6 protein-coding genes, 1 pseudogene and 1 riboswitch are annotated in these 6,344 nt (G+C 43.6%); all 7 genes and pseudogenes read right to left on the reverse strand.

The annotated features are described in order from the left end of the window. Positions 1-54: 54 nt before the first annotated feature. Complete coding sequence (locus HT671_RS10810; protein WP_079252987.1) at positions 55-2,487, reverse strand: ATP-dependent Clp protease ATP-binding subunit; 2,433 nt, start codon at positions 2,485-2,487, stop codon at positions 55-57. A 1-nt stretch (position 2,488) separates the two neighbouring features. Beyond that, entirely contained in the window at positions 2,489-2,947 is a 459-nt protein-coding gene (locus tag HT671_RS10815; RefSeq protein WP_050261787.1) for a CtsR family transcriptional regulator, read from the reverse strand. Positions 2,948-3,069: 122 nt separating this feature from the next. Next, positions 3,070-3,795: an ABC transporter ATP-binding protein gene (locus tag HT671_RS10820; protein ID WP_000136235.1), complete on the reverse strand. Its 726-nt coding sequence runs from the start codon at positions 3,793-3,795 to the stop codon at positions 3,070-3,072. Beyond that, on the reverse strand, positions 3,795-4,802 hold the full coding sequence (locus HT671_RS10825; protein ID WP_050261791.1) for an ABC transporter substrate-binding protein: 1,008 nt from the start codon (positions 4,800-4,802) through the stop codon (positions 3,795-3,797). Before HT671_RS10825 ends, HT671_RS10820 begins: the two co-directional genes overlap by 1 nt. Before the next feature lie 37 nt (positions 4,803-4,839). Next, on the reverse strand, positions 4,840-5,598 hold the full coding sequence (locus HT671_RS10830; protein WP_165778281.1) for an ABC transporter permease: 759 nt from the start codon (positions 5,596-5,598) through the stop codon (positions 4,840-4,842). Further along, a complete protein-coding gene (locus tag HT671_RS10835) occupies positions 5,561-5,851 on the reverse strand; it encodes a thiamine-binding protein (protein ID WP_000647658.1) in 291 nt (96 codons plus the stop codon). The genes HT671_RS10830 and HT671_RS10835 overlap by 38 nt, the downstream gene beginning before the upstream one ends. Positions 5,852-5,920: 69 nt before the next feature. Then, positions 5,921-6,023, reverse strand: a riboswitch (TPP riboswitch). Positions 6,024-6,134: 111 nt separating this feature from the next. Further along, a pseudogene (locus HT671_RS10840) lies at positions 6,135-6,344 on the reverse strand (group II intron reverse transcriptase/maturase); the annotation flags it as partial.

A 6,344-nucleotide genomic window follows, 5' to 3' on the forward strand; every position in this document is an offset into this window, starting at 1 on the left:
CTTGAACTTGAAATTTGGCAAAAGAGAATCAAGATTACTCCTGATTCTCCATTTTTATGCAATATCAAATTTCAATTGGCCTGCTTTGACACCAATCTTAAGTGTGCTGCCTGCCACCAAATCTCCCTTAAGAAGAAGTTCTGCCAACTTGTCTTCCACTTCTGTTTGCAGGGTTCTGCGAAGTGGACGAGCTCCCATCTCTGGGTCATATCCTTGATTTGCCAACAATTTCAGTGCAGAAGCTTGTAATTTCAAGTCAATGCCTTTTTCAGCCAAACTTGCCACTAAAGGTTTGACCATAATCTTCACCACTTCCTGCATATGGTCACTAGACAGGCTATGGAAGACCACCTTTTCATCAATACGGTTGATAAACTCAGGTCTATAAGCCTTTTTCAGCTCTTCAAACATGCGTTTTTCCATATTTTCCTGGTCAAAACGAATATCCTTAGCTCCAAAACCGACGGTCTTGTCATCCCGAAGGGCTGTCGCACCAAGGTTTGACGTCATGATGATAATGGTATTTGAAAAGTCAACCTTGCGGCCCTTGCTATCGGTCAAGACACCATCATCCAAGACCTGCAAGAGCACATTAAAGATATCTGGGTGGGCCTTCTCTACCTCGTCAAAAAGGAGAACGGAATATGGTTTGTTGCGAACCTTCTCGGTCAACTCCCCACCTTCTTCATAACCCACATAACCCGGAGGAGCTCCATTGAGACGGCTGGCTGCAAATTTCTCCATATACTCACTCATATCAAAGCGGATAAGGGCTGATTCGTCATCAAAGAGAACTTCTGCCAAAGCCTTGGCCAATTCGGTCTTCCCGACACCTGTGGGTCCTAGGAACATAAAAGAACCAATCGGACGCTTGTGACTGCGAATCCCTGACTGATTGCGGCGAATAGCACGGCTAACGCTTGAAACTGCTTGATCTTGACCGATGACACGCTTGTGTAGTTCAGCTTCCAAGTTCAGGTATTTCTTAGCGTCAGTCTGAGTCAGTTTTTGGACTGGGATACCTGACAATCGACTCAAGGTAGTCAAAATATCAGACTCTGTTACCAAGTCTTTATAGACAGGCACTTGCTCTTCTTTTGCGATTAGCTGAGCTGCCTGTTTCCACTTGCCATCCATCAAGGCCTTGTCAGCTGGACTCAAGCCTGAATCGTCTACTTTTACATGCTTAGCCTTATTTTGCACTGTTGCTGCTGCTTCATCTAAGAGGTCTATAGCAGAGTCTGGCAAATGGCGACTAGTCAAGTAACGATGGGCCATCTTAACGGCTGTTTCGACCGCTTCATCTGTGATTTGCACACGGTGATGTTTCTCATAAGTCGCCTTCAAGCCTTGCAAAATGGCCATGCTGTCTGCCACACTTGGCTCTTCAATCGTCACTTTAGCGAATCGACGAGAAAGAGCCGCATCTTTTTCGATGTGTTTTTGGTATTCTTCCTGAGTGGTGGCACCAACCGTTCTCAAAGTTCCACGCGCTAAGGCTGGCTTCAAAATATTGGCCGCATCCAGAGTTGAGTCAATTCCACTCCCAGAACCCATGATAGTGTGGAGTTCATCGATAAAGAGGATGACTTGGCCATCTTCTTCAATATCCTTGATGATATTGTTCATGCGCTCTTCAAAGTCACCACGGAAGCGTGTCCCTGCAACGACATTCATCAAATCAAGCTCTAACACGCGCATCTTAGCCATTTCCACAGGCACATCCCCACTAGCAATACGCTGAGCAAGACCAAGCGCCAGAGCAGTTTTCCCGACACCAGCATCCCCAACCAAGACAGGATTATTCTTTGTCTTCCGACTCAAGATTTGAATCATACGCGAGATTTCCTTGTCCCGACCGATGACTGGTTCTAACTTGCCAGAACGAGCTTGCTCTGTCAAATCATGCGTATAATCCTCGAGACCACCACTCGGAGTCTGGGGCATACCCATCATATTAGCCATAGAATTTTGCTTGTCAGCTACTGTACGATGGCGTTGGCGTAGGGCCTTGAGGTCTTCACGAGTCCAGCCTGCCCGTTCTTCTAAATTTCGGCGAAGAGCAGCAATCTTGACCTGATCTTTCTTGTCTTCATAAGAAAAACCAGCCCTCTCCAAAATACGAGTCGCCAAGGCATTGCCATCATGCAAAATCGCATAGAGGACATGCTCTGTCCCTAATACCTTAGCATGGACCACTGACGCTACATACTCTGCTTCGTCAAAAAGAACCTGCAAACGACGGGAGAACGGCAACTCCGTAAAAGTTTCATACTGTCTATAGTCCGTTTCAGTCAGTTCCAAAGCCACCTCTTCTAAACGGTCCATCTCATATGGATAATCGTTTAAAGTCGCCCCTGCCACACTATAACTGTGATTGGACATGGCAATCAACAAGTGCCAAGACTCTAGGTAACCAGCTTCAAAATGGCCAGCCACCATGTAGGCACTCTCGATACATTCATTCAATGCTTTTGAATAGTTCATCTTACTTCCCTTTTCTATCTACCTCTTGTATAACCTGTCGTAGCATATTAGCTCGAAGGACTGGAGCTTCTTCTCCTAGGACGCGATCCAAAGCTACTGCCACAAGCAAATTCATCTCCTGCTTGGTCATCAATTCCTGCTCAACCAAAAGCTGTAGAATATCCTCATAAATTTCTTGACTGACCTGCTCACCAATTGAGTAAAGCAGCTCCCTGAGCATTTCATGATGACTAGAAAACTCAATCCGTCCTATACGAATATAGCCTCCGCCACCACGCTTACTTTCAACCAAGTAGCCTCTACTTTCGGTAAAGCGTGTCTTGATCACATAGTTAATCTGACTAGGGACAACCTGAAAGGTATCAGCCAACTGACTCCGTTGCAACTCCACAATACCAGATTGATCTAAAATCGCCTTGATGTAGGCCTCAATATGATCCGATGTATTTTTAAATCTCATTACAAACCCACCTCTCTCTTTAAACCTTGACTATCTTTGACTATTATACCGAAATTTTCTCATTTTTAAAAGAAAAAGGGCGCTGGTAAAGGATAATCTTCACCAACTCCCTATTTTTCTACTTATTCTAAGCCTAATTCTGCCAAGATTTGACGTTTGTAGGCAATCTTTTGGACTTCCTTGTCCTCATCTTCAGACCAGTCTAGTTTAATTTCTGAAACAATCTGCCCAGGGCGATTTTTCAAGATATAGATGCGGTCGCTGAGATTAAGAGCCTCCTCTATACTATGAGTAATAATCAATGTTGTCAAGTGTAACTGCTTGTGAATCTCAAGGTACCAAGCGTGTAGTTCCATCTTGGTCATCTCATCCAAGGCGCTAAAAGCCTCGTCTAAGAGAAAGAGCTTGTGCCCGAAAAGGTAAGTTCGAAGCAAGGCTACACGCTGGCGCATCCCGCCACTGAGTTCATGAGGGTATTTATCTCTTACAGCTGTCAACTGGAAGGTCGCAAGAATTTCATCCGCCCGGGCAATGGCTTCCGCCTTATCCACTTTTTGAATCAAGAGGGGCAGAATGATATTTCCAAGCACCGTCTTGTGCTCCAAGAGCAAGTCCTTTTGCAACATATAACTCACGCGCCCCTTGGGATTTTCTTCACCATCCAGGACAATTCTCCCAGACTGGACTTCTAAAATCCCAGCGATTAGATTAAAGAGAGTGGTCTTTCCAACACCGCTTGGACCTAGGATAGAAACCACTTCACCTGAAGTCACCTGCAGATTGATGTCCTCTAAAATCCTCTCCCGACCATAGGCATAACTGACGTGTTCTAGTCTTATTTCTGTCATTATTTCACAAATTCGTTGGTGAAGCCTTTATCTGTCAAATCTTCTTTAAGGATACCATTTTCTTTATCCCATTTGTAGAAGGCATTCCAGCGAGTTGCATCAAATTGACCCCATTTTTCCTTGTCGCTTGCGTATTCTTTTGACAAGTATTTTTGAGATTCGATGACAAAGTCACGTTTTTCCTGAAGTTCAGGTGCATTCTTGATGAGGATATCAGCCGCTTCTTCTGGATGCTCCATAGCATATTGGTAACCTTTTTTGATGGCTTGGATGACTTTACGAGCTTCTTCTTTGTTATCTTTCAGATAGTCGTTGTTTGCGATGATAACTGGTGAATAGTAGTCAAACTCCTTGACATAGTCTTTCAAATACATGAAGTTAGCATCTACACCTTGAGATTTAGCAAGTATACCATCCCAACCGTAGTAGATCCAAGCAGTGTCAAAGACACCATTGGCAATAGGTGTGATAGAGTTTGAGTCGTTATTTGGTACTTTTTCTACCTTCTCAAAGTCCCCACCTTGTGATTCTACCAATGTTTTCAACATAGCAAGTTCAGTTGGGTCATTCCAAGTCCCGTATTTCTTACCAACCAAGTCTTTTGGACTGCTTACATTGTCAGATTTACGTGAGATGATTCCTGATGTATTGTGTTCAACAATAGCTGCAACGGCAGTGATTCCTGCTCCTTTTTCCAATTTTTTAGCCATGTAGTCTTGGAAATACACTGCAAATGGTGCCTTACCATTGATAACCAAGTCAGATGAGCTTTCTTCTGGTGGCAATTTCAAATCAACATCCACTCCAGCTTCTTTGAAATAACCTTTTTCCTTGGCAACATATAGCCCTGTGTGGTTAGTATTTGGTGTCCAGTCTAGGATAAAGTCGATCTTCTTGAGTTCTGCCTCTTTGTTATCCTTAGAAGCAGTTCCTTGACCACAGGCCACAAGTACAACAGCTACAAGAGCTGTTAAAACAGTTAAAAACACTTTCCATGTTTTCTTCATTTTGATTTCCTCTTTTCTTTTTTGAAACATTCTAATTCTACGAACGTTTCCATTTAATAACATATTTTTCACTGACATCAACCAGCTTCATACCGAGAAGACTGATAATCGATACCAGAATAATAATAGCAAACATGGTATCATACTGAAACAGTTTCTTGGACTGAATCATGTAGACACCTAGTCCTTCAAAGCCTCCCAACCACTCAGATACCACTGTTGTGATAAAGGCGTAGGAGACACTGACCCTCAGACCTGCATAAAAGTAAGGCAGGCTGACTGGAATTTTAAAATGCCACAGGATTTGCCAAGGCTTGGCCCGCATCAGACTAAACAAGGTCAGCATATCCTTGTCACAATGCCTAAAGCCGTCCAAAATACTGACGATGATAGGAAAAGTGGTCGTCAAGATAATCAGGACAATCTTGGGCAAAATCCCATAACCGAGCCACAAGACCAAAATAGGGGCTATGGCAATGGTCGGGATAGTCTGAACGACCACCATCATAGGGTAAATCAGGTCATTGAGCCAAGTCAAACTATCCATGAGTACAGCCATGAGACAGGCAATCAAGACTCCCAAAATTAGACCTAGCAAAGCCACTCTCAACGTGGCCCAGCTATGGTGCCAGAGAAATTCTCTGTCACGAGCAAAGGCCTGGAGAATTTCAAAAGGTGTCGGCAGGATAAACTTGGGGAGAAGTTTAAGAAAACCTGCTAACTGCCAGATTGACAAGACTCCTAGAAAGCCCAATAGACTAATGTGTCGTCTCAGCATACTTTTCAAGCTTCTCATCAATACTTAAAATCTCTCCTACATTTATTTTGACATTGGCAAAGACATTATCTGCCTCCTGCCCTGCCACTTCCAGCGCTTCTTTTAGAATGCGCATAAGCTCATCAAACTCCCCTTCCAAGACCGTTTCAAATGGTGTCACCACCATGGTCACTTCTTGAGCTTGCAGATAAGCAATGACCTGATCAATAACAGCTATCCGATCAATCCCCTGTGCTAGGGGTAAAACTTGCAAGGCGATGCTTGCTTTCATAAAAACCTCCTCTTCTCGTTTTCCTTTGACAAAAAGAAAAACCTTTACCATATATGGAAAAGGTGCAAAATCAGACTAAGTATCGTTCCCTCCGCTGGCATTACCCAGATCAGGTGCGGTCGAAGTTTAACACTTCCTCTCAGACTGTACACAGACTCCCATATATTATATGTATATATGATAGCGCAAAATAAGAAAAATGTCAAGGAAATTGCTTAATCGAGTAGGGGATAATCTCTAGCCCCTCTCACACCACCGTACGTGCCGTTCGGCATACGGCGGTTCAACTAACTTTTAACACATGTCGTTCAAGGTAATAATCCAAACACGAAACCAGTCCACGTTTTTCAAGGACTGGTTTTGATATAGCACGTTTAGTACCGACTTCTGAGCTACTAATTGATAATGGTCACCCCAGCCAGATACCTTATCTGCTATCCATTTAGGAACTCCTAACTTAAGCAATCCCCATAGTCGTCTCGATTTCTTCTTC

The organism is Streptococcus sp. 2741 (assembly GCF_013276315.1).
Classification (GTDB): Bacteria; Bacillota; Bacilli; order Lactobacillales; family Streptococcaceae; genus Streptococcus; species Streptococcus pseudopneumoniae.